We start from the raw sequence: 22,668 nt of genomic DNA, 5'->3' as shown, positions 1-22,668 counted from the left end.
GAACGAGTATACTTGTATACAAGTATTATAATGGATGTCATATAAATTGCAAGCGCTTTATATTTGTTAAAATTAACTAGGTGAGTGAAAACAAGTAAAGTGAAGTTGCTATAAATAGTGATGGTTCAATAAAAAAGGTTGAATAGTGAATAGGAGAGAATCCGATCTAATAAAGAAAAAACAATCCTGATTTAGGATTGCTTTTAAAAGTGTATATTTTTTATTAAGGAAGAATCTCTTCTTTTTTCTCCATTTTCGTTTCATGAAATTCATTATAACGCGGGTGCATCTTTAGAAGTTCATCAACCGTTACAATTTCATAGCCCATTTTTTTGAGTTTGGGCAGTATAATTTTCAATGCCAAAACGGTTTGACTTCGATTTCCTCCAGAGTCATGCAAAAGAATAATATCTCCGTTTTTTACATTCGTTAAAATATGACTAGCAATCCTTTGTGCTCCTGGATTCGTCCAATCACGAGGATCTTGGTGCCAAGACCATAAAATAATTTTGTATCCTTCTTTTTTTAAGACTTTTAAATTTTTCTCCGTAACTGTTCCACCAGGTGGTCGAAATAATTTTATATAGTCTGTATGGTGAGCAGGATCTAATAGATGTTCCGTCTTTCTCGTTTCATCGACCACCTTATGTCTTGAAATGGTATGAAAACTGGGATGGTTATACGTATGATTTCCAATTTCATGTCCTTCTCTAAGTTCTCTTTTGACGATCTCTGGATATTTCTTAACCCGCTTCCCGATCAGAAAGAATGTAGCGTGAACTTCTTCTTTCTTAAGTACATCTAAAATTTGAGATGTGTATACCGGGTCTGGTCCATCATCAAAGGTGATTGCTACTTGTTTCTTTTTTGAAGGGACCTCCCAAATGACATCTCCATATTTTTCAACTTCAAATCGATTAATAATTTCTGCAAACACTTTAGAATTATTAAAAAGGATGCTGCACATGATTATGGAGAAAATTACTCTAAATGCGTTAAACATTAATGAGCCCTCACTCTAAAGTTAATTAAGTTTAGTATTCGTAAGGGGTATTCTATTTATTACATCATGTTCAAGTGTTCCATAACTAAAAAAGCTGTTCAAAAAAGACTCTGAACAGCTTCATACGTTTTATTTTTACAATCCACTCGGTGAAAGAGCGATTGCTTTTAGTGCATGATCCAGGTCATAGATAAGGTCATCCACTGTCTCAATACCAATTGAAAGACGAATTAGCTCAGGTGAAACACCAGATTTTAGTTGTTCTTCTTCTGATAATTGCTGATGTGTTGTACTTGCTGGATGAATAATCAGTGATTTAGAATCTCCAACATTTGCAAGGTGAGAGAAGATGCTGACATTTTCAATTAATTTCTTACCTTCTTCAACTCCGCCTTTAACACCGAACGTAAGTATTGCACCTGCTCCTTTTGGTAAATATTTTTGAGCGAGTTCGTAGTAAGGGCTACTCGGAAGCCCTGCGTAATTCACCCAGTCTACAGAAGGATGGTTTTCTAAGAACTTTGCCACTTTTAACGTATTTTCGACATGACGTTCAATTCGAAGTGCCAATGTTTCCAAGCCTTGGATGAATAAGAACGAGTTGAAAGGAGCGATGGAAGATCCTAAGTCACGCAGTAATTGCACGCGGGCTTTTAAAATATATGCTAAGGGACCGAATGCATCTGTGTACACGATTCCTTTATAACTTGGATCTGGTTCTGTCAAACCTGGAAACTTTCCGTTGTTCCAATCAAATTTTCCAGAATCAATGATGACACCACCAACTGATGTTCCGTGACCGCCAATAAATTTTGTTGCAGAGTGAACGACGATGTCTGCACCATGTTCAATCGGACGGCACAAGTAAGGTGTAGCCAGTGTATTATCAACAATGAGAGGAACACCCGCTTCATGAGCGATATCAGCAATTGCTTGAATATCTGCCACATCAATTTTAGGATTTCCAATTGTCTCGATATATACGGCTTTCGTTTTTTCCGTAATTGCATCTTTAAACGACTGAAGATTATCGATGTCTGCAAATTGCGTTTGGATGCCGAGTTTTGGAAGCGTTACGGAGAAAAGATTATACGTTCCACCATAAAGGGAAGTGGATGCAACGATCTCATCACCAGATCCTGCGATATTGAAAATGGCATTTGTGATAGCAGCCTGACCAGAAGCTAGGGCAAGAGCACCAACGCCGCCTTCTAACTTTGCTATTGTCTGCTCAAACGCATCTTGTGTCGGATTCATTAAACGCGTGTAGATGTTCCCGAATTCTTTTAAAGCAAATAAGTTAGCAGCGTGTTCTGTAGAATTGAACTGATAGGAAGTTGTTTGGTAAATCGGAACAGCTCGTGCTCCAGTTGTTGGGTCTACTTTTTGTCCTTCATGCAGTGAAATGGTTTCAAATCCATACTGTCTTGCTTCGTTTTTTGTTTGTTCGCTCATTTTCAAATCTCTCCTTAACGTTTTAAATTTTTGGCATCCAATTTGAATTCAGATTCAACTTATCCAACAAAAAAGACCTCTTCCAAAAGAAGAGGTCCCGATGATTTCACACGATCGAAGTCTCATCTTTCAGAACGTTAATGGTTCTGCTGAAATTAGCACCATGCATGTACGCTGGTTGCCGGGCTTCATAGGGTCAGTCCCTCCGCCTCTCTGGATAAGAAGATTTGAATATTGAATTAAGATTTATAATACATAGCTCATAATCAATAGTCAACAGAATTTTTTAAAAATTTCGGATTTTTATTATTAGGATTACTTTTTACAGCATAGATAATTCCAACTGCCCAAAAGGCAGCAAGGACAAAGTAGATCGAGAACTTTGTATCTTCTGAAAGTCCAACCGTAACAAGGAGTGTACGAATATTGGTGATGATGATTAATCCTCCAACTAGAACACCTAAGATGTGAGAAGGAATCAAGCGGACAAGCCAAGCAGCGATAGGAGCAGCGATTACACCACCTGCCATAAGCGCACCAACCCACAGCCATTCAACTTGCTCCCACCCGAGTGAGATAAAGAAACCGATAGATGCTGAAACGGCAACAGCAAATTCACTCGTATCGACAGATCCAATCACTTTTCTCGTTTTTAGATCTTGCTTTGCCATGAGTACAGGTGTGGTGACCGGCCCCCATCCACCACCGCCCGTTGCGTCCAAGAAACCAGCTAACAAGCCAAGGGGGAGCAGTTGTTTCTTTGTGAAAGGTTTGCTATTTGCTGCACGTTTTTCTCCTAACTTAAAAAGAAAACGATACAAAATATAGACCCCTAACAAAATAAGAAAGATAGAAATATAAGGCTTTACGACATCCCCAGGAAGACTGCTTAAGAAACAAGCACCAACAAAAGCACCGATGGAACCAGGCAAGATCAATCGCAGTACAACCTGGCGATCAACATTTCCAAACTTAATGTGCGAAATTCCTGAAGCTGCTGTTGTTACAACTTCAGCCAGGTGAACGGAAGCTGAAGCTGCAGCAGGGGCAATCCCAGCTACTAATAGCAAAGAAGTTGAAGTTACTCCATATGCCATTCCAAGTGAACCGTCGATCAATTGTGCTACAAGTCCGATTAGAGCTAATACAATTAACTTTTTCATATTATTCCTCCTCAAAATAAAAAGGCCCTTAACAAGTGATGTTAAGAGCCTTCGGTTTTCCGATCAGCGATGCGGATGAAATTTAGTTATTACTATATGTTCCAAAAAGACAAAATGTCAACTGTTTGTTTAAATTTTTTGTAAAAATAGAAAAATTAAAAAATAGGTCTTGATATCCCCTTCAGATGTGATATGATTTTTAAAAATTAAACTCTTATCAAGAGTGGTGAAGGGATCTGGCCCGATGAAACCCGGCAACCTGCGATCGTAAGGTGCTAACTCCAGCAGAATGTTTTTACATTTTGGAAGATAAGGTAATACGTTTACCTCCACTATCTTTCCGAAATGGGAAGGTTTTTTTGTTTTTATAAGAGATATTCGATTTAAAAAAGGGAGGCAGTGGAGTGGCGAACGAAAAGGGTGCAAATGATTTTCTTCCTCAGCTGCAAAAAATGCTGAGCAATATCAAATTTGGATCAATTACATTGATCGTACAAGATGGCAAAGTCATTCAGCTTGAAAAAAACGAAAAGGTAAGAATTAAATAACTCGCTGACTAGAAAACTAGAGGCGGTTTTAACGTAAGGGCTTAGCCTTAAAAAACGTTAAAGCCGCTTTTTTTCATGGCAAAAGGAGGTAACAGATTGCTAACGTACGAAACATGGGACAACAAAACCCGTGAATTTAACAGTGATAACCCTACAAAGGGTGCACTGCATGTTTTGAAGTGGGCTTTTGAAACGTATGAAGATAACTTGGTTTACGCATGCAGCTTCGGAATTGAAGGGAGTGTGCTGGTTGATCTTGTACATCAAGTACAACCAGATGCTCAAATTGTTTTTCTTGATACCCAGCTTCATTTTCAAGAAACGTATGAAGTCATTGAGGCAGCAAAGAAAAGATACCCGTCACTTCGAATCAAGTTAAAAACACCGGCTTTATCTCTTGAAGAACAAGTGAAGAAACATGGTGATGAGTTATGGAAAGTGGATCCGAATCAATGCTGCGCGATTAGAAAGATAACTCCTCTTGAAGAGGAGTTAAATGGAGTAACAGCATGGCTTTCAGGACTGCGCCGTGAACAGTCAACCACCCGTCAGAACACACAATTTGTTAACCGGGATCATCGGTTTAAAAGTATTAAGATATGTCCGCTCATTCATTGGACTTGGAAAGACATTTGGCGTTACGCACACAAGAATAATTTGCCGTACAACAAACTTCACAATAACGGCTATCCGAGTATAGGATGCGAACCGTGCACACAAGCAGCAATTAACGAAATCGACCTTCGTTCTGGAAGATGGTCAGGAACTGGAAAACTAGAATGCGGTCTTCATCAAAGCGAAAGTCAGTAAAGAGAATAATAGGAGGAGAGAAACATAATGAGTTTATTGCAGCCCCACGGAGGAAAATTGATCAACCGTTATCAACCAGAGAAACCTTATCAACACATCCAAAAAGAGATCGTCCTTGATGCGACCTCACTAAGTGACCTTGAATTAATAGCTATTGGAGCATATAGCCCGTTAACGGGATTCTTAAATCAAGAAGACTATCAATCTGTTGTTCATGACATCAGGCTAAGTGATGGTACGGTTTGGAGCCTTCCGATCACATTACCGGTGAACCGTGAAACAGCTGAAAGGCTCAGTGCAGGTGAAGAAGTTCGGTTAACGTACGAAGGTGATACGTATGGAGTCCTGCAGGTTGGTGATATTTACACTCCAATTAAGCAAATAGAAGCAGAGAAAGTCTATAGAACTACTGATATCGATCATCCAGGTGTTAAGAAGTTGCTGGATCGCCCTTCAGTGTATATTGGCGGAGACATTACGCTCGTTAAACGTCCTCTGAAAAAGGAGTTCAAATCCTATCATCTCGATCCTAGTGAAACGAGAAAAACGTTTAAAGATTTCGGATGGAAAACAGTAGTAGGTTTTCAGACGAGAAACCCTGTTCACCGTGCACATGAATATATTCAAAAAACAGCACTTGAAACAGTGGATGGCCTTTTCTTAAATCCGCTAGTCGGTGAAACGAAATCAGATGATATACCAGCTGATGTTCGAATGGAAAGCTACCATATCCTTTTACAGAACTATTATCCAAGTGACCGTGTCTTCCTAGCTGTGTTTCCAGCCGCTATGCGCTATGCAGGTCCGCGTGAAGCGATTTTTCACGCTTTGGTTAGAAAAAATTACGGCTGTACCCATTTTATTGTCGGCCGTGATCATGCAGGCGTTGGTAACTATTATGGGACATATGAAGCACAAGAAATCTTTTCTCAGTTTACATCTGACGAGATCGGCATTACGACACTATTCTTTGAACACAGCTTTTTCTGTAAAAAATGTGAAGCGATGGCTTCTTCAAAAACGTGTCCACATTCAAGTGAAGATCATGTCATTTTATCTGGAACAAAAGTTAGAGAGCTGCTTCGCAATGGTGAGTTGCCTCCAAGTACATTTAGTCGTAAAGAAGTAGTTGAAGTCTTAATCAAAGGACTTAGAAAACATGAAGAAGACCAACAAAAAGGAGATTCAAATGATCAAACCACACCATATAATCTGGCACGATAGCTCGATTACAAAAGAAGACAGACAAAAACAGAATAACCATTCCAGTTTTGTACTTTGGTTTACCGGTCTATCTGGTTCTGGCAAGTCGACGATTGCAAATGCGGTCGCAAAAGAACTATACGATCGAAACATTCGAAACTATGTACTTGATGGTGACAACGTACGGAATGGATTAAACCGTGATCTATCGTTTTCTTACGAAGACAGAACAGAAAACATTCGCAGAATCTCTGAAGTTTCTAAGCTGTTTGTTGATAATGGAACAGTTGTGCTGACTGCATTTATCTCTCCATTCATACAAGATCGGGAAAAGGCAAGGGAAATTGTATCAGACGAAGAGTTTGTTGAAATTTTTGTTGCTTGTCCAATTGAAGAATGTGAAAAAAGAGATCCGAAAGGTTTATACAGCAAAGCACGTAAAGGTGAGATTCCTGATTTTACTGGAATTGATTCACCATACGAAGAACCCTTATCACCTGCTCTTACCATTCATACAAACGTACAAAGCGTTACAGAGAGTGTGGAGATCATCTTACAATACTTGAAAAACAGGAATCTGATTTAACTAACGATAAAGGAGACCTAAAGATATGGCATATGAAAAAGCGTGGGCAGACAATCCAAAGATCAATAAAACAGAACAAAAAAAGCTCGTAAAAGATGGTTTGAAAATTTTTGAAGATATTCCTCTTTACGCACAAAACGGATTCGACTCGATCCCAAAAGAAGAATGGGATAGTTTCAAATGGGCTGGACTTTACCTGCAGCGTCCTAAAGAAGACGGATACTTTATGATGAGAGTTAATGTTCCGTCAGGCATTTTAAACTATGAACAGGTAAAAACTCTTGCTCATATTTGCAAAGATTATGGCAGGTCCGTTTTTGATATAACGACTCGTCAGGCTATTCAGTTTCATTGGCTGACAATCGACCAGATTCCTGACATTTTTAATCGTTTGGAAGCAGTAGGGTTATCAAGTGCTGGAGCATGCGGAGACATTACGCGAAACATTATGGGAAATCCGATTGCAGGCATCGATCCCTACGAACTATTTGATACAACAGAGATCGTAAAAGAAGTATATGAGTTCTTTCAGCATAATGAAGATTTCTCTAACTTACCGAGAAAATACAAAATGTCTATTAGCTCAAATGTGAACAATAGTGCACATGCTGAAATTAACTGTGTTGCATTCACTCCTGCTCTTAAAGAGATCGATAACAAAGAAATTCCTGGATTTCATATAAAGATTGGCGGCGGACTATCTTCTAGACCATTCTTAGCACAGCCGCTTGATGTGTTTGTTGAACCACATCAGGTAAAAGAGGTTTCAATTGCGATTACAACCATCTTCCGTGATTACGGATATAGGGAAAAGCGCCACCTAGCACGTCTAAAATTCTTGATGGCAGATTGGGGACCGGAAAAATTCAAAGAAAAATTATTGGAATACACTGGGCCACTTCACGCTAAAGGAAAAGATGCGCTTAAAAAATGGAACGGCGGCTACTTTTATGGTGTACATCCACAGAAGCAAGAGGGATTAAGATACATTGGGTTTAACGTTCCTGTTGGCCGCCTCGATGCTGATGAAGTACTCGAGATTGCTGAGATTGCAAAGAAATACGGAAACGGTGAAATTCGAACGGTTAATTCTCAAAACTTAATCATTCCTAACGTCAAACAGGAAAACGTCGAGTTGCTTTTACAAGAAGGCATCTTCAAACGCATCACAACCCAGCCTCTATCTTTCATTGGTCACTCTGTTTCATGTACAGGGATTGAATATTGCAACTTAGCACTCGTTGAAACAAAAGAAAGAATGCGTAGAATTGCAGAAACCCTTGATCAGCAAATTGCCTTAGATGTTCCCGTAAGAATTCATATGGTTGGCTGTCCTAACTCATGTGGTCAGCGCCAAATCGCAGATATCGGCCTTCAAGGCGTCTTGTTAAAGACAAAAGAAAAAATGATGGTTCAAGCTTTTGAAATTTATGTAGGAGGCACACTTGATGATGGCGGAAAGTTTAACGAAAAGCTAAAAGGTAAGTTTCATGCCGATTTGCTGGATGAAGTGCTGGTGCGCTTCCTGAAAACTTTTAAAGATACAAAGCTTCCATCAGAAACCTTCTTTGAATATATACACCGTGTTGGAATAGAGGAACTTCAAAGTAATCTTGATCAGATTGCAGAAGAATTAGAAGAAAAAGTATCGTAAACAGGGGGCCGCGCCATGTATCTCTATCGATTTGAAGTCGTCTCAAAATCAACGGTCATTCCCGTTGTCATAGCCGCTTTATCAGATGAACAGGCTTTTGGCTTAGTTGATGTTGAGCTTGAAAAATATTTTTTAAAGCAGCCTGAAGTAGATGAGATTTCACTTTATGAAAAGAAAAGAATTCGGAATGGAAACGGATTTGTGCTTTTTGAGCAAGAAACACTATTAAATACTTAAGGAGTGATGATGATGGGAAAGGTATATCTTGTCGGAGCTGGCCCTGGTGATCCAGGATTAATAACTGTAAAAGGTCTTCGTTGCATAGAGGAAGCAGACGTTATTTTATACGATCGCTTAGTGAATAAAGAACTGCTGTCTTATGCAACACCGGAATGTGACTTAATCTATTGCGGTAAGCTGCCAAACTACCATTTTATGAAGCAAGAAACGATCAATAGCTTCTTAGTCAAACATGCTATGAAAGGAAAAGTTGTAACAAGACTTAAAGGCGGTGATCCTTTCGTGTTTGGAAGAGGCGGAGAAGAAGCAGAAATCCTTGCTAAAAGCCGTATTCCGTTCGAGGTGATTCCTGGCATTACGTCAGGAATTGCAGCTCCTGCTTATGCAGGTATACCTGTCACCCATCGAAACATCGCTTCAAGCTTTGCAATCGTAACAGGTCATCGAAAAAAAGGTGAGGAAGAAGAGCTGAAGTGGGAGAGTCTTGCTAACGGTATTGATACGTTAGCGATCTATATGGGTGTAGGCAATTTACCTTATATTTGCGGCCAGTTGACGAAGCATGGGAAAAGTAAGGAAACACCTGTTGCTCTCGTTCAGTGGGGTTCATTAGAAAATCAAAGAACGGTAACCGGTACTTTAGATACCATTGAAGAAATAGTGGTTAGCGAACAAATCGAGAATCCGAGTATGATCATTGTTGGTGAAGTCGTTCGTCTTCGCAGTGAACTGAAATGGTTTGAACAGCTGCATGAAGAGCCGAGTAAGCTTGCAGCCATAAGCGGGGCGTTATAAATGAAGGCATTGCTTTTTATCTGTCATGGCACAAGACTGAAAAAAGGACGAATAGAAGCGGAAGAATTTGTGAAGCTTTGTATGTCACAAGTTGATGTTTCGATAAAAGAGATTTGTTTTTTAGAGCTTGCCGAACCTTCTATCACTAAAGGATTTGAAGCGTGTATACAAAAAGGTGCAACGAGTATCTCTGTTATTCCTGTTTTCTTATTGAGTGCTAACCACATAAAAACGGATATCCCAAAGAAACTTCACCACTTGAAGAATCAATATCCAGGAATAGAAGTGATATACGGGCGTCCGTTTGGTGTACATGAAGCCATTCCGCACTTATTGTGGGAGAAAATCATGAACAGTGCGGTCAATCTAAAGAAAAATACACATATTCTTTTAGTTGGCAGAGGCAGTTCTGATCAAGATGTAAAGCGGGACTTAGAGAAAATCGCGTCTAACGTTCAAAAGCATTACGGTATCCCTAGTATTCAAGCTTGTTTTTTAACAGGCTCAGAACCAAGCGTTGAGGAAGCATTATGGAGTAATCGTTATTTACACGACCAAATCATCATTGTGCCGTATCTTCTTTTTTCAGGTCTACTCATAAATGGAATGAAGCTCACCATAAACCGCTATCAGCAACTATCTGAAACTAGCGTAACTCTTTGTGAAACGCTCGGCTACCATCCTATCTTAAAAGAAGTTTTACTCACACGTATCAATGAAACACTTGAAACTAAGAGATATGCTTTTTCATAAGAAGTGAGGGTTGTTATGTATCCCATACATGTAAACTTGTCTGGTAAACGGGTTATTGTAGCAGGCGGGGGTTTGGTCGCTTATCGAAAAATTAAAGATTTATTGAACGAAGAAGCAATACTTACTGTAATCAGTCCAGCAGCTGTTAACGAGATTCAGGAATGGCACGCAGAACAAAAGCTGACTTGGATCGAAAGAGAAGTGAAACGTGAAGATTTAAAAGAAGCCTTTCTAATCATTGCGGCAACCAACTCTAAAGAAACTAATGCTTGGATTGCTTCGCACGCGAAACCTAAGCAACTTGTAAATGTGGCTGATCAATATGAATCAGGTAACTTTATTCTACCTAGTGTTATAAGGAGAGGAAGACTCGTTCTCTCTGTTTCAACTGGTGGAGCGAGTCCGAGTTTATCCAAAATAATAAAAAAGGAGCTGCAGCAAACATACAGTGAAGACTATGAAACGTATTTAGATTTTTTATTTGAATGCAGAGCCATTATAAAAAAGGAATTTCCGGAAAAGTGCCGAAGAACATTATTAAGTAACCTAACAGATTCCCGCTTTTTATATGATAAAGAAAAACAAAATGTCTTTAAACAAGCATTGATCAATCAAGTTGGTCAAACAGATCGTATAAAAACAATTGAATAGACCTTATCAAGAGAGGTTGAGGGAGCGGCCCTATGAAACCTCAGCAACCTACAGCTACATGCTGAAAAGGTGCTAATTCCTGCGAGTTCATTTTTGGATTCGTAAAGATAAGAAGACCCCGGCGCATAAGAAAAAGTCTTCTTTTATAGAAGGCTTTTTATTTTTATATAGGAGGCTAACATGAGTTTAATCACAGACTTAGAACAAAACAAGATATTAATCGGCGATGGCGCGATGGGAACGCTTCTGTATTCGTATGGATCAGACTTTTGTTATGAAGAGTTAAACCTTTCTCAAGAAGAGCAGATCTATAACATCCATCGCGCTTATTTAGATGCAGGTGCTGACATTATTCAAACTAATACGTATGCAGCGAATTATTCAAAACTCGAGCGTTACGGACTTCAAGATTACGTAAAAGAGATCAATAAAGCCGCAGTTCAAATTGCTAGAAAAGCTGCTCAAAGTGAATATGTTGTAGGTACGATCGGCGGAATACGCGGTATTAAACCAAACAGCATTTCACTAGATGAAATTAAGCGGAGTTTTCGGGAGCAGCTGTATTGTTTGTTGATGGAGAACGTAGACGGCATTCAATTAGAAACGTATTATGACCTGCAAGAATTAGAGACGGTTTTAGAGATTGCTAGAAAAGAAACGTCTCTTCCGATCATTGCTCAAGTGTCACTGCAGGAAGTCGGCTTTATGCAGGACCGGACGCCAATTTCAGATGCTTTGAAATCGCTTGAGAGTTTAGGTGCTGATGTCGTGGGATTAAACTGCCGTCTTGGTCCTTATCACATGTTGATGACACTTGAAGAAGTAGCAATACCCAATCGGGCTTATCTTTCAGCGTTTCCTAATGCATCGCTCCCTTCTTATACAGATGGGCGTTTTAAGTATGAAGGGGATGCGGATTATTTTAAAGAATGTGCCCACTTGTTCAGACAGCAAGGTGTACGTCTATTAGGCGGATGTTGTGGTACAACGCCTGCTCATATTCGCGCGTTCTCAGATGAGCTTAAACATTTAGAGCCTGTTACAGAAAAAGAAGTGAAGCAAAGAAAGCGAAAGGTTGTTATTCAGTCCGCACCAAAACCGAAATATGTACCATTAAGTGAAGAAGTAAAGACGAAGCAATCCATTATTGTTGAATTAGATCCACCTCGTAAGTTAGATACATCACGTTTTATGGAAGGAGCAAAGGCACTAAAAGAAGCGGGAATTGATGCGCTTACTCTTGCCGATAATTCCCTTGCTTCACCACGTGTTTGTAACTCCGCTTTAGGTTCGATTGTTCAATCCCAGCTTAACCTTCGTCCGCTCGTACATATTACGTGCCGTGATCGAAATTTAATCGGCCTTCAGTCTCACTTAATGGGACTTCACACGCATGGAATTCATGAACTACTGGCTGTTACCGGAGATCCCGCGAGTGTAGGAGATTTCCCGGGTGCGTCATCAGTTTATGATGTTACATCATTCGAACTTATTAAGCTCATCAAACAATTTAATGAAGGGTTATCACTCTCAGGTAAAGAGCTTGGAGAAAAAACATCCTTTACAGTAGGAGCGGCATTTAATCCCAACATCCGATCCATTGATAAGGCCGTTGAGCGTTTAGAGAAAAAGATCGCTTATGGAGCAGACTACTTTATCAGCCAGCCTGTATTTTCTGAGCAAAAGCTTATTGAAACATACGAGGCAACCAGGCACATTGATAAACCGATCTATATTGGAATCATGCCGTTAACTTCTTCTCGAAACGCAGAGTTTCTTCACCATGAAGTACCTGGAATCAAACTGTCTGATTCTGTGCGTGACCGCATGGGCAAGTATAAAGAGGATCCGAAACAGGCGTGCAAGGAAGGCTTATCGATTGCCAAGTCTTTATTAGACACAGCCATGGAACTCTTTAACGGCATCTACTTGATCACACCCTTTATGCGTTACGAACTTACCGTTGAATTAGCACACTATGCAAAAGCAAACCATCCATCACTTTTAGCCAGGAGGTCACAGAATGCCTAAGTCATCAATAGAAAAGGAACTGAAGTCTAAAATCTTAATCATGGATGGTGCGATGGGAACGATGCTTCAAGAAGCAAAACTTACATCAGAGGATTTTGGCGGTGAAGAATATGACGGTTGTAATGAGTACCTAAATGTAACAAGACCGGATGTTATCCGATCCATCCACCATAAATACCTTGAATCAGGTGCAGACATTATTGAAACCAATACATTTGGCGGTACAAATCTTGTGCTGGATGAATATGGACTTGGGTCTAGAGCTTATGAGATTAATAAACTTGGAGCAGAGATTGCAAGAAAAGCCGCTGATACTTTTTCAACCGAACAGTTTCCCCGTTTCGTTGCAGGCTCACTCGGGCCAACGACAAAGACGCTTAGTGTTACAGGTGGTACAACATTCGATGCTTTACGCGAATCTTATGCCGAACAAGCACGAGGATTGATTGATGGAGGTTCAGATCTGCTTCTCTTAGAAACAAGCCAAGATATGCTCAATGTAAAAGCAGGCTTTTTAGGGATAGAACAAGCGATCGAACAAACGGGGAAAAGAATTCCGCTTATGGTCTCTGGAACGATCGAGCCGATGGGCACTACGCTTGCTGGTCAATCAATAGAAGCTTTTTATATTTCGCTTAAGCATATGAACCCGATAGCAGTGGGGTTAAACTGTGCAACAGGTCCTGAATTTATGCAAGATCACATTCGTTCCTTATCCGATTTGTCTACAACAGCAGTAAGCTGTTATCCGAACGCAGGACTTCCTGATGAAGAAGGTAACTATCATGAAACGCCAGAATCCCTTGCAGCTAAACTTTCCGGATTCGCAGAAAAAGGTTGGCTGAATATCGTTGGCGGCTGTTGTGGAACGACACCTGCACACATTGAAGCACTTGCTAAAATAATGAAAAACTATTCTCCAAGACAGTTTCAAGTAAGCGAAACACATATGGTATCAGGAATCGAACCTTTTATCTATGATGATCCAACGTTAAGGCCGATTATGGTAGGAGAAAGAACCAATGTAATCGGATCACGAAAATTTAAGCGCCTCATTGCTGAAGGAAAGTTTGAAGAAGCTGCCGAAATTGCAAGAGCTCAAGTAAAAGGGGGTGCACATGTACTCGATGTTTGTTTGGCTGACCCTGACAGAGATGAGTTAACTGATATGGAAGAGTTCATGAAAGAAGCGGTTAAGAAAGTGAAAATTCCTTTTGTTATCGACTCGACGGATGAAGACGTATTAGAACTCGCTTTAAAATATTCACAAGGAAAAGCCATCATTAATTCTATTAATTTAGAAGATGGTGAAGAACGATTTGAAAAGGTGATCCCGCTTCTTCATAGATATGGAGCGGCAGTTGTTGTAGGAACGATTGATGAAATAGGCATGGGAGTATCTGCAGAGCGAAAACTGGAAATCGCTAAGAGATCGTATGACCTTTTAGTGAATAAATACCATGTTTCCCCTTCAGATATCATATTCGATCCACTTGTTTTTCCTGTTGGAACTGGTGATGAGCAATATATCGGATCAGCGAACGCCACTGTTGAAGGCATACGCTTCATTAAAGAACATTTCCCAGAGTGCTTAACCATCCTAGGGGTCAGCAACGTATCGTTCGGCTTGCCTCCTGTAGGGCGTGAGGTGTTAAATGCTGTATACCTATATCATTGCACACAAGCGGGACTTGATTACGCCATCGTAAATACAGAAAAACTTGAGCGCTTTGCTTCAATCGACCCGAGCGAGATTTTGATGGCAGAAAACCTTTTATTCCGAACAACAGAAGAAGCTTTATCTGTTTTTACTGATTTTTATAGAGGAAAGAAGAAAGAAATCAAGTCAAAGCTGCCAGATATGACTTTGGAGGAGCGGCTTCAATATTACATTTTAGAAGGTACTAAAGAAGGACTGCTTCCTGATTTAGAATTGGCTTTAAAACAGTACGCTACACCGTTAAGTATCATTAATGGTCCGTTAATGGATGGAATGAAAGAAGTAGGACGCCTGTTTAACGAAAATCAGTTAATCGTGGCAGAAGTCCTTCAAAGTGCAGAGGTCATGAAAGCATCTGTAGCTTTCCTAGAACCCCACATGGAAACAAATGATGAGTCTGCATCCAAAGGAAAAGTTCTCTTAGCTACTGTTAAAGGGGACGTTCATGATATCGGCAAAAACTTAGTGGACATCATTTTAAGCAACAATGGCTTTAAGGTAGTCGATTTAGGCATTAAAGTAACATCACAAACATTAATTGAAGCGATCAGAAAAGAAAAACCTAACATTGTCGGACTCTCTGGTTTGCTTGTTAAATCCGCTCAGCAAATGGTATTGACCGCAAATGACATGCGTGAAGCAAATATAACAACACCTATACTCGTTGGAGGCGCAGCATTATCAAGAAAGTTTACAGATACAAAGATATCGAAAGAATACGAAGGTATGGTCCTCTACGCGAAGGATGCAATGGAAGGACTTTCAATCGCAAACCAAATTCAAACTCCGGAAGATTACGATAAACTGGCTGTTGAATTTAAGGAAAGGAAAAAAAGGGTCGTGCATGATGCAGGAAGTTATGAAGATACTTCCTCTGTTGCAACGGCTGTAAGGATTCGGTCAAAAGTTTCTCAGACCGCTCCTGTTTTCGTTCCGATCGATACAAAAAGGCACATTTTAAGAAATTACTCAATGTCCCACATCCAGCCATATATCAATTTACAGATGCTTTTAGGACATCATTTGGGTGTTAAAGGGAAAATATCACGATTGCTTGCAGAAAGAGATGAGAAAACCCTTCAGATTAAATCTGTTGTAGATGCATTGTTAGTTGAGGCGAAGGAAAAGAATTTAATTACTCCTTCAGCGATGTATCAATTCTTTCCAGCGCAAAGTGATGGAGATTCAGTACTGATCTATGACCCTATCGATCATCAAAGAGTTATCGAGACTTTTGAATTTCCGAGACAAAACAAAGAACCTTATCTTTGTATAGCGGACTACTTGAAATCGAAAGACAGCGGGGAAATGGATTACGTTGGGTTCTTTTCTGTTACCGCTGGAACCGGAATTCGAGAGCTGGCTGCAGAACTTAAACAGGAAGGGCGTTTTTTAGAAAGCCACGCACTTCAAGCCTTAGCTTTAGAAACAGCTGAAGGTTTTGCAGAACTGGTTCACCAGCAGATGCGAGATCGCTGGGGTTTTCCAGATTCAGTAGATTTTACGATGAGAGAACGGTTCTCTGCACGTTATCAGGGGCAGCGGTTCTCCTTTGGATATCCCGCTTGTCCTGAACTTGAAGATCAACAAAAACTATTCAAACTGATTCAGCCTGAAGATATCGGCATTCAATTAACAGACGGCTGCATGATGGAGCCTGAAGCCTCTGTTTCAGCCATTGTGTTTGCTCATCCTGAAGCAAGGTATTTTAATGTTTTAAGCTGATAAAGGCACCTTTTAATCGGGTGCTTTCTTTTAATCTATTGAGGAATATGTGAGTTTTCATATAATTAAGATAATTTAGTGTGAATTTATTCTGTTTTCCATTATGATGATGAAAAGAGTGAAAGGAGATCTGTTCATGAAGTACGTCGAATTCAATCTTCCAACTATCATACGAGCTGGAATCGGGGAATTTAAAAAAACGGGGTCCCACTTAAAAGAAATCGTAGAGGGAAATCGGATCTTTATTGTAACAGACCCTGGCATTGAGCAAACCGGGTTCGTTAAAGAAGCTGTTACAATGCTAGAAAATCAAGGTTTTGAAATCCGAACATTTAATAAAGTAAGACCCAATCCGCGTGATATTGATTGTAAAGTCGGTGGGGAAGAAGCAAGAGATTTCAGCGCGGATGCGATATTGGCATTAGGCGGGGGATCCGTTATCGATTCAGCAAAGGCGATTGCCATTTTACAGTGCCTAGGTGGTGAACCCCAAGATTACGCCGGTCGTGATAACGTTCCTAAAAAAGTAACTCCTATTATTGTCGTCCCAACAACTGCAGGAACCGGTGCAGAAGTAACACGGTCATCTGTTATTACCGATACGGCAAAAAAGATTAAATTTACGATTAAGGACGTTAAAATTGCACCAATTTTAGCGATCGTTGATCCAGAGCTTACATACGGACTACCTGCACATTTAACAGCATCAACAGGAATGGATGCTTTAGTACACGCGATAGAAGCTTTTACTTGTAAACGTTGCAATCCAATCTCAGACGGACTTGCATTACAAGCAATGAAACACATATATCCCTATTTAAGAAAAGCTGTAAATGATGGGAATGACCAAAAAGCCCGATACAATTTGATGGTCGGTTCAACACTTGCAGGCATGGCTTTTTCTCATGCTGATGTAGCATCCGTTCATTGCATGGCAGAGGCAATAGGAGGATTATATGACACTCCACATGGGGTTGCCAATTCTATGTTTTTGCCATACATCGTTGAATATAATGCACAAACGGAATTAGAAAAACATGCCATAATCGCGAGAACGATAGGAATTGCTTCTAACGCCGATTCAGATCGTGATGCAGCCAAACGTCTCGTAGCTGAAATGAAGCAGCTTGCCATAGACCTATCCATTCCATCGTTCTCCTCTTTACCTGAAGTGAACGAGAACGATTTCGATTATCTTGCGGAGTCATCCTATTTGAATGGTTCCACATCAAGCAATGCAAGGAACATAACTAAAGAAGACTACTTAGAACTATTTAAAATGGCGTACTCAAATGAATTTAAAGGAGTTAGTCAGTATAATTGATGTGCCCCTATAAAATGAAAGAAGGTAAGCGGGGATGCTTAAACAAAATGAACAAGCTTTATTAACATTGATTTCTTCTGGAGAAGGTAATTATGGCGTTTCGATCTATCATTTTGAAACGAAAGAAACCTTCGAATTTCAATCTGACGAGCTGTTCTATTCAGCTAGCATTATTAAGGTTCCCATTATGGCAGCCGTATTTGCTCATGCTATGGAAGGGAAATGTTCGTTATCTGATCAAATCCGGGTAAGAGAAGAAGACATCGTACCTGGGGATGGAATCATAAAACATTTGTCATCTAATATAGAATGGACCATTCAGGATTTAATCATATTGATGATTATCGAAAGTGATAACACCGCTACAAATATATTGATTGATAGGGTAGGGCTAGATCAGATTAATTCTTATATGAAGGAATGGGGATTTGGTCAAAGTCATTTGCATCATAAACTACAAATTAATGCACAAAGAGAACCTGGTAAAATGAATGTCGTAACTGCTTATGAAATGAATGAATTTTTGAAGAAGATTGCTGCTGGATCTGTACTATCTCTTAACTCTTGTAAAAAGATGATAAGCATTATGAAACAACAGAAGATGAATGACTTGCTGCCAAGTCTTCTTCCAGAAGTAGATGGTGCAATCGGAATGATTCCGAATTGGGAGTTTGCTCATAAAACAGGTTATGTACCAGGGATCGAACATAATGTGGGGTTATTTTACATGCCGGGCCAAACATATGCTATATCTGTTTTAAGTAACAATGTGCCTAATCGTTCTGAGCCAAGACGTATAATGGGTGAAATCGGAAAGCTTCTTTATAAGGTTTCAGCTAAGTAAACAAAATAAATGAAGCTAATGGATGAAGGAAATGCCCATTAGCTTTTATTTATTAGCATATCGAATCAGTTGAATTTGGATTACCGAACATTGGTCGCACGAATTTAAGAGCTGGCTGTACATATAGGAAAATTATTTAGAGGATGATTAGGATTTGATTTATAACACACCAACAATTTTAGATGCAACACACGGAATTTATCATAAAGGTAAAATTAGTTACGACAGATCAATTAGTATACAAACAAGTAAAAGTAAGATATTAGCTAATAGCTAATGGTGAAATTTTTCTTTTGTCTCACTATCCTAAGTAATCTTAGGTTTTGAGACATGTTATTTAATATTTCACATAGGTTCCGAGAATAGATATTATGTCAACGGATTAAAAAATTAACTTACTTTATATAAGATGTGAAGTCTCCCTCTCATTAGTGCTTCCATAAAAAAACACAGATCGTTTTCTGATCTGTGTTTGCTTTTTCATTTTATTATATGATTTTCAACATCTATGGAATTAAATCGTAGTTTGAAATCTTCATCATTATTCAACCAGCGATGGAAAGTTTGTATTTGTATATTAACACTCTTACAGGCTTCAGTTAAATCTGCTTTTAACTTATAATTATCAAGTAATTTAGCTTTCCTTGCTTCTACTGCAGCTTTAGTAATCTTAATTGGCCGGTCATTTAATTGTTCTGGCAGTAGCTTTTCTTTATTAAATTCTAGGTGTTTTCTTAATAGATATAAATTTTTATCCCTATAAATCCAATTACCAAAGTTACAAACAGTTTTTCTCCCAGAAAGAAATAGCCTATGATACTTTTCCTTACTTACTATAAAAGGTTCAAAAGAGTAAAATTCTAATCTTTTTTTTAGTTGTTCCATGAATTTGAGTGATCCGCCTACAAAAGATACGGTCCTCTTTTCAAAGTTAATACTCCCATCACCATCAAAGTAACCCCTAACAAAATGACTTAAATAACCCTCGGGTACATAAGGAAACTCGAGTGTTGTTGACTTCTTAGGGATCATTCCATGTAAATGTATTAAATCTTCTTTCATAATCTTGCTTGAGATGTTTAATAAATGTACGCCTGTTCGTGGATTTGTTTTGATTGGATGTGTTGACTGAAGTTCATTTCTGATGTCTTCGAGGATCTTAGGGTCTTTTTGAGAAAAACTTATTATCTGTATATCATTTGGCAAAAATCCATCAGCTGCAAAAAATCCCAGAACATATGCCATGGTTGGTGACCACGTCTTGAAATAATCTTCATTGACCGAATACTTTCTTAACCAACTGCTGTGAGGCTGACGATCTACATTATGCTTTTGCAGTACCATATTGATATATCTAGATGACACATTCGCTAGTATCGCAATCTCATTGCTGCTCATACCATTTTTAAAACTTTCAATAATTGCAGGGATACTCATGGTGCATTTGCTTTTTCGCATACCAATCAACTCCCTTATCGTATACTTTTATTATAACGAACATATGTTCTCGTGTCGAGTTTTTAGCATTTTGCCTATAAAAAAAACGCTTATCACAAAGTGACAGCGTCAGAATTAAAACTATTTAAATATACCTACAGCTCTTTGGGGATCTGCAGGTCCTTTATGTTCTAGTGCATCAAAAACAAAATTAAAAGCGAGTAGATCTTGAGCAATGTTCTGATGTTCAATTTGATCGTATGGATAGTAATCCTGGATCGTGACATTTGTTACGTTCTCTTTCTCTCCGTTTATAAAAGCTGATGTAAAAGGAACAACTATCTCATCGTTACGAGTTGTTACAACCGTGTATGATACATCTCCTGGTGTTTCGTCCCCTTCATTCAGCGCTAAAAGAAAATCAGACCCTGTAGCTTGTTGCTGACACGCTTTGCAGGATGCAAGATCGGCTCCAGTTGATGTAAGCTCTGTAAGACCTGCTACACCTTCTGTTCCATGATTTGATGGAACTAGTCCAATCAAATCCTCTACTTTTTCAGCTCCACCTAAGTTCTTCATATAATAACGAGGCATCATTCCACCTTGGCTATGTCCGACGATTGATACTTTGTCTGCTCCGGTTAAGTTTAGAACGTTATCAATAAAAGTTTTAAGTTCAGTTGCCGAATCCTCAATAGGACCTGACGCCGGAACTGAACCGCTATAACCGTAATTTAATGAATACACACAATACCCTTTTTCTTTTAACAGAGGTGCAAGATTTATAAAGTTTCTTTCCATCGTTTCAAAAGTTCCTGGTACAAGCACGACCGGTTCGGGGTGTTCTGCTGAAGGCTTACAAGAAGGATCATTGGCTCCTGGTGGCGGAAGTCCTTCTTCTGTAAGAAATCCGACATTATCTGAGCCTTCTGCAACAACAGTAGTTTGATTGCCCCCAATGAAGACACCCATACTAAAAATCAAGGTAAAAATAATACTTTGCCACTTGTTCACTACATAACCCCTCATTTCTAATTAATTTGTAATAAAAAAAAGACAGCATTATCCCTCAAAAAAAGGATATGCTTGTCTCCAAATTTCCTGCATACTTTAACAATTAACTTAAATAACATTAAACTAAAGAATGTAAGCGTTGTCAACAGTTGATTAAACAAAAAGAGTCGTTATCATAATAGGATAACGACTCCAACAAGGGATTACTTCATAAACTTTTTTATCATCTTCAAACCATTCTTCGCATTTGGATAACGAAAACTAAAATCGAATTTGTTCGTTTGGTTGAGTACACTTTTGCTATGCGAAAAGGCAACAAAGCTGGACTCCCCATGATAACTGCCAATCCCGCTCTCACCTACTCCTCCAAATGGTAGATAAGGTGTTGCAATGTGCATTAACGTATCATTGATGGATCCGCCGCCGAACGAAATATTATTTATCACTTTATGTTCTATTTCATTAGTTGTAGTAAATAAATAAAGTGCTAGCGGTTTGGACCGATCCACGACAAATTCAATGACTTCCTCTATATCCTCGTATTCCATAACAGGAAAAATCGGACCAAAGATTTCGTCGTTCATCACCGAGACAGAAGAATCTTCAGGGACCATTAGAGTAGGTTCAATTTTTTCATTTGCCTCATTATAGCGACCACCAAACAGGATTTCGCCATCTGATAAATAGTTTATCAACCGATTGAAATGTCGGTCGTTAACAATTTTCCCGTATGCTTCATTTTCCAATGGTTGTTCACCATAAAATGATTTAACCACTTCTTTAAATGTTTCTATAAATTCCTTACGTATATTTTTATGAAGAAACAAGTAGTCTGGTGCAATGCACGTTTGGCCAGCGTTTGTAAACTTGCCAAACGCTATTCGTTTAGCAGCAAGCTTAATATCTGCTGTTTCATCAACGATACATGGACTTTTACCGCCAAGTTCAAGTGTGATCGGAATAAGCCGCTTGCTTGCCGCTTCCATAATCACTTTCCCGACCGGCACACTTCCGGTAAAAAAGATGTAATCTAATGGCTGATCCAATAATACTTGAGTCGTTTCAACTCCCCCTTCTACAACAGCAATGTAGTCAGGGTGATAGACTTCTTTTATCAATGCATTGATTAGCTTAGAGGTATGCGGAGTTAGTTCTGACGGTTTTAGTATGGCTGTGTTTCCCGCTGCTATTGCACCAATTAACGGTGCGAGCTGCAGCTGAAACGGATAGTTCCATGGAGCTATAATAAGCGAAACGCCATAAGGCTCTGAGATCGTATATCCTTTTGATCCGAAATGAGTTTTTGCTGTTTTGACTTTTTTAGGCTCCATCCACTTTTTAAGGTGTTTTTGTGTATGGCGAATTTCTTCTAATAAAAAGCCAATTTCTGTTGTATAGGCCTCAGCTTCTGATTTGTTCAAATCCGATTTTAATGCATACAGAATCTTTGCTTCGTTGTTGCGAATAAGTTTTGCAAGATTGTTGAGGGCTTTCATACGGAACTCATAGGATCGTGTTTTCCCGGTTCTAAAATAAGTCTTTTGAGCTTGTACAAGGAGATCAATCGTTTCCTTTGATTTCTCTTCAATGGTATTCAATTCTTCCGCCTCCTTCTTTATTTAATTTATAATCAAGTGTTTAAACTTATGAACATATTATTTGATAATAATATTATGTTTACTTTATATAGTCAATGATTTTATATTAGTCGT

General features: G+C 39.1%; 19 protein-coding genes and 3 riboswitches. Of the genes, 13 read left to right on the top strand and 6 right to left on the bottom strand.

Annotated elements, in window-relative coordinates:
• Positions 1-223: 223 nt before the first annotated feature.
• The 3 genes from AWM68_RS11625 to AWM68_RS11615 all read right to left on the bottom strand — a co-directional run bounded on the left by AWM68_RS11625 (position 224) and on the right by AWM68_RS11615 (position 3,621).
• Positions 224-1,003, bottom strand: a complete 780-nt coding sequence (locus AWM68_RS11625; protein ID WP_082820681.1) for a polysaccharide deacetylase family protein — start codon at positions 1,001-1,003, stop codon at positions 224-226.
• Positions 1,004-1,138: 135 nt separating this feature from the next.
• Positions 1,139-2,458, bottom strand: a complete 1,320-nt coding sequence (locus AWM68_RS11620) for a homocysteine synthase (protein WP_066241598.1) — start codon at positions 2,456-2,458, stop codon at positions 1,139-1,141.
• 119 nt (positions 2,459-2,577) lie between these two features.
• Positions 2,578-2,682, bottom strand: a riboswitch (SAM riboswitch).
• 42 nt (positions 2,683-2,724) lie between these two features.
• Positions 2,725-3,621 carry a sulfite exporter TauE/SafE family protein gene (locus AWM68_RS11615; protein ID WP_066241595.1) on the bottom strand — a complete coding sequence of 299 codons (897 nt, stop codon included), beginning with the start codon at positions 3,619-3,621 and terminating at the stop codon, positions 2,725-2,727.
• A gap of 211 nt (positions 3,622-3,832) precedes the next feature.
• Positions 3,833-3,937, top strand: a riboswitch (SAM riboswitch).
• Between the two features lie 127 nt (positions 3,938-4,064).
• Here AWM68_RS11615 and AWM68_RS21060 point away from each other — a divergent pair.
• The 13 genes from AWM68_RS21060 (at position 4,065) to AWM68_RS11555 (ending at position 18,505) form a co-directional block, all read left to right on the top strand.
• Positions 4,065-4,169: a DUF2292 domain-containing protein gene (locus AWM68_RS21060; RefSeq protein ID WP_394603912.1), complete on the top strand. Its 105-nt coding sequence runs from the start codon at positions 4,065-4,067 to the stop codon at positions 4,167-4,169.
• 96 nt (positions 4,170-4,265) lie between these two features.
• Positions 4,266-4,979, top strand: a complete 714-nt coding sequence (locus tag AWM68_RS11610; protein ID WP_066241591.1) for a phosphoadenylyl-sulfate reductase — start codon at positions 4,266-4,268, stop codon at positions 4,977-4,979.
• Between the two features lie 27 nt (positions 4,980-5,006).
• On the top strand, positions 5,007-6,203 hold the full coding sequence (gene sat, locus AWM68_RS11605) for a sulfate adenylyltransferase (RefSeq protein ID WP_066241588.1): 1,197 nt from the start codon (positions 5,007-5,009) through the stop codon (positions 6,201-6,203).
• Positions 6,169-6,768 (top strand): adenylyl-sulfate kinase, encoded by a 600-nt coding sequence (gene cysC, locus AWM68_RS11600; protein ID WP_066241586.1) that lies wholly within the window; start codon positions 6,169-6,171, stop codon positions 6,766-6,768. Before sat ends, cysC begins: the two co-directional genes overlap by 35 nt.
• Before the next feature lie 25 nt (positions 6,769-6,793).
• A complete protein-coding gene (locus tag AWM68_RS11595) occupies positions 6,794-8,422 on the top strand; it encodes a nitrite/sulfite reductase (RefSeq protein WP_066241580.1) in 1,629 nt (542 codons plus the stop codon).
• A gap of 15 nt (positions 8,423-8,437) precedes the next feature.
• Positions 8,438-8,659, top strand: coding sequence for a DUF3906 family protein (locus AWM68_RS11590; protein WP_066241577.1), 222 nt, complete (start codon positions 8,438-8,440; stop codon positions 8,657-8,659).
• Between the two features lie 12 nt (positions 8,660-8,671).
• Entirely contained in the window at positions 8,672-9,457 is a 786-nt protein-coding gene (gene cobA / locus AWM68_RS11585) for a uroporphyrinogen-III C-methyltransferase (RefSeq protein ID WP_066241575.1), read from the top strand.
• Positions 9,458-10,210: a sirohydrochlorin chelatase gene (locus AWM68_RS11580; RefSeq protein ID WP_066241572.1), complete on the top strand. Its 753-nt coding sequence runs from the start codon at positions 9,458-9,460 to the stop codon at positions 10,208-10,210.
• 15 nt (positions 10,211-10,225) lie between these two features.
• Positions 10,226-10,861: an NAD(P)-binding protein gene (locus tag AWM68_RS11575; RefSeq protein WP_066241570.1), complete on the top strand. Its 636-nt coding sequence runs from the start codon at positions 10,226-10,228 to the stop codon at positions 10,859-10,861.
• Positions 10,862-10,975, top strand: a riboswitch (SAM riboswitch).
• Positions 10,976-11,041: 66 nt separating this feature from the next.
• Positions 11,042-12,892 (top strand): bifunctional homocysteine S-methyltransferase/methylenetetrahydrofolate reductase, encoded by a 1,851-nt coding sequence (locus tag AWM68_RS11570; RefSeq protein WP_066241567.1) that lies wholly within the window; start codon positions 11,042-11,044, stop codon positions 12,890-12,892.
• A complete protein-coding gene (gene metH, locus AWM68_RS11565; RefSeq protein ID WP_066241564.1) occupies positions 12,885-16,337 on the top strand; it encodes a methionine synthase in 3,453 nt (1,150 codons plus the stop codon). The genes AWM68_RS11570 and metH overlap by 8 nt, the downstream gene beginning before the upstream one ends.
• Before the next feature lie 136 nt (positions 16,338-16,473).
• Positions 16,474-17,661 (top strand): iron-containing alcohol dehydrogenase, encoded by a 1,188-nt coding sequence (locus AWM68_RS11560; RefSeq protein ID WP_066241561.1) that lies wholly within the window; start codon positions 16,474-16,476, stop codon positions 17,659-17,661.
• A 34-nt stretch (positions 17,662-17,695) separates the two neighbouring features.
• A complete protein-coding gene (locus tag AWM68_RS11555; RefSeq protein ID WP_066241559.1) occupies positions 17,696-18,505 on the top strand; it encodes a serine hydrolase in 810 nt (269 codons plus the stop codon).
• 480 nt (positions 18,506-18,985) lie between these two features.
• Here AWM68_RS11555 and AWM68_RS11550 read toward each other — a convergent pair whose 3' ends face one another.
• The 3 genes from AWM68_RS11550 to AWM68_RS11540 all read right to left on the bottom strand — a co-directional run bounded on the left by AWM68_RS11550 (position 18,986) and on the right by AWM68_RS11540 (position 22,554).
• Positions 18,986-19,963, bottom strand: coding sequence for an LAGLIDADG family homing endonuclease (locus AWM68_RS11550; protein WP_066241554.1), 978 nt, complete (start codon positions 19,961-19,963; stop codon positions 18,986-18,988).
• Positions 19,964-20,083: 120 nt separating this feature from the next.
• Complete coding sequence (locus tag AWM68_RS11545) at positions 20,084-20,956, bottom strand: esterase/lipase family protein (RefSeq protein ID WP_066241552.1); 873 nt, start codon at positions 20,954-20,956, stop codon at positions 20,084-20,086.
• Between the two features lie 203 nt (positions 20,957-21,159).
• Positions 21,160-22,554: an aldehyde dehydrogenase gene (locus AWM68_RS11540; RefSeq protein ID WP_269446790.1), complete on the bottom strand. Its 1,395-nt coding sequence runs from the start codon at positions 22,552-22,554 to the stop codon at positions 21,160-21,162.
• Positions 22,555-22,668 lie beyond the last annotated feature (114 nt).

This window comes from Fictibacillus phosphorivorans (assembly GCF_001619875.1).
In the GTDB taxonomy this organism is placed as follows: Bacteria; Bacillota; Bacilli; order Bacillales; family Fictibacillaceae; genus Fictibacillus; species Fictibacillus phosphorivorans_B.
The sequence above is the reverse complement of the archived record's forward strand: the minus strand, read 5'-3'. Positions and strand labels throughout refer to the sequence as shown.

What these genes read in the sequence shown, in the direction of transcription:
- AWM68_RS11625 (WP_082820681.1), bottom strand. Translation starts at nt 1,003, where the DNA reads ATGTTTAACGCATTTAGAGTAATTTTCTCCATAATCATGTGCAGCATC.
- AWM68_RS11620 (WP_066241598.1), bottom strand. Translation starts at nt 2,458, where the DNA reads ATGAGCGAACAAACAAAAAACGAAGCAAGACAGTATGGATTTGAAACC.
- AWM68_RS11615 (WP_066241595.1), bottom strand. Translation starts at nt 3,621, where the DNA reads ATGAAAAAGTTAATTGTATTAGCTCTAATCGGACTTGTAGCACAATTG.
- sat (WP_066241588.1), top strand. Translation starts at nt 5,007, where the DNA reads ATGAGTTTATTGCAGCCCCACGGAGGAAAATTGATCAACCGTTATCAA.
- cysC (WP_066241586.1), top strand. Translation starts at nt 6,169, where the DNA reads ATGATCAAACCACACCATATAATCTGGCACGATAGCTCGATTACAAAA.
- AWM68_RS11595 (WP_066241580.1), top strand. Translation starts at nt 6,794, where the DNA reads ATGGCATATGAAAAAGCGTGGGCAGACAATCCAAAGATCAATAAAACA.
- AWM68_RS11590 (WP_066241577.1), top strand. Translation starts at nt 8,438, where the DNA reads ATGTATCTCTATCGATTTGAAGTCGTCTCAAAATCAACGGTCATTCCC.
- cobA (WP_066241575.1), top strand. Translation starts at nt 8,672, where the DNA reads ATGGGAAAGGTATATCTTGTCGGAGCTGGCCCTGGTGATCCAGGATTA.
- AWM68_RS11580 (WP_066241572.1), top strand. Translation starts at nt 9,458, where the DNA reads ATGAAGGCATTGCTTTTTATCTGTCATGGCACAAGACTGAAAAAAGGA.
- AWM68_RS11575 (WP_066241570.1), top strand. Translation starts at nt 10,226, where the DNA reads ATGTATCCCATACATGTAAACTTGTCTGGTAAACGGGTTATTGTAGCA.
- AWM68_RS11570 (WP_066241567.1), top strand. Translation starts at nt 11,042, where the DNA reads ATGAGTTTAATCACAGACTTAGAACAAAACAAGATATTAATCGGCGAT.
- metH (WP_066241564.1), top strand. Translation starts at nt 12,885, where the DNA reads ATGCCTAAGTCATCAATAGAAAAGGAACTGAAGTCTAAAATCTTAATC.
- AWM68_RS11560 (WP_066241561.1), top strand. Translation starts at nt 16,474, where the DNA reads ATGAAGTACGTCGAATTCAATCTTCCAACTATCATACGAGCTGGAATC.
- AWM68_RS11555 (WP_066241559.1), top strand. Translation starts at nt 17,696, where the DNA reads ATGCTTAAACAAAATGAACAAGCTTTATTAACATTGATTTCTTCTGGA.
- AWM68_RS11550 (WP_066241554.1), bottom strand. Translation starts at nt 19,963, where the DNA reads ATGCGAAAAAGCAAATGCACCATGAGTATCCCTGCAATTATTGAAAGT.